Raw genomic sequence first — 1,069 nt, forward strand, 5'->3', positions numbered from 1 at the left:
TGTAGGTTTGTCAAACATGTGTTACATTGACGCAAGATAATCCATAAGCACTTGTTTGGGAGTTTTCCAGTTTAATGGGTGCATAGGGAAATTGTTGTAATCTCTACGATTATAAAGCGTTAGCTGCTTACTGAAGTCCTCAAAAGAATAGAAGGTGTGAGTGGCATAAAAACGTTCATTGTCTTTCCTGTGACTTCTCTCAACCTTACCATTATGGCGCGGAGTAAAGGGACGGATCAGTTTGTGTCTGATTCCGTATTCTGAAAGCCTAACCTGAAAAATAGTAGGCTTTTCAGAACCACCATAAGAACAGAACCGTTTGGTGAATTCCTGCCCGTTGTCTGTCTGAACACATTCGATTGGGCAGGGAAAAGCTTTGATTAAGTGCTCAAGAAATAGTGCTGAGGAATAAGAACTGTGTTCTTCAAAAGCTTCAACAAAACGCCATCTGGAGTATTCATCAATAGCGGTATATTGATAAAATTTTTGCCCTTTAGCTTCATTTACAAGACACACAGAAGGAACGAATTTCACATCGATCTGAATGCGCTGTCCCGGATACTGCATCTGTTCGTAAGGTTTAGCAACATATTTGGGATTGGCAGGTTTAACAGCCATGATGCCCTGTTTACGAAGGAAACGATATAGACCGGTAATAGACCTAGTATAGCCACGCTGCATAAGTTTTACCCAGAAGATAACCAAACCGGCATCGGGATTACGCTTGCGCATATTTAAAATAAGCTTGATTTCTTCAGGCGTGTGCTGGTTAGGATGGTGATGAGGTCTGCGGGAATGGTCGCGGAGTGATTCCAGAGAACCATCAAAGCGGCGTTTCCAGCGATAAATGTACTGCCTGTTGGTTTTATATTTCACAGCAGCTTTAGTGACACCATACTTTTCAGCGTAATGAATAAGCGATAGACGATACCTCATATCTTGTGTTATAGTAGCCATAGCAGAGAACTCCTTTTAAGTTAATTTTTGTTGTGGTGACTAAAATATAACACAAAGAGAGTATCTCTGCTTTTTAATTATTCAGTTGTAACACATGTATTGTAATCCTACA

Annotated in this window: 1 protein-coding gene; it reads right to left on the reverse strand. The window is 40.4% G+C overall.

Features of this window, described 5'->3' with window-relative positions:
• Positions 1 to 21: 21 nt before the first annotated feature.
• Positions 22 to 957, reverse strand: a complete 936-nt coding sequence (locus KQI22_RS13705; RefSeq protein ID WP_216553433.1) for a DDE-type integrase/transposase/recombinase — start codon at positions 955 to 957, stop codon at positions 22 to 24.
• Positions 958 to 1,069: the final 112 nt, after the last annotated feature.

Origin of the sequence: Kineothrix sp. MSJ-39, assembly GCF_018917935.1 — a bacterium.
Classification (GTDB): Bacteria; Bacillota; Clostridia; order Lachnospirales; family Lachnospiraceae; genus CAG-194.

Bases quoted from the DNA above. Each gene is read 5' to 3' on its own strand.
- KQI22_RS13705 (WP_216553433.1), bottom strand. From the start codon at position 957: ATGGCTACTATAACACAAGATATGAGGTATCGTCTATCGCTTATTCAT.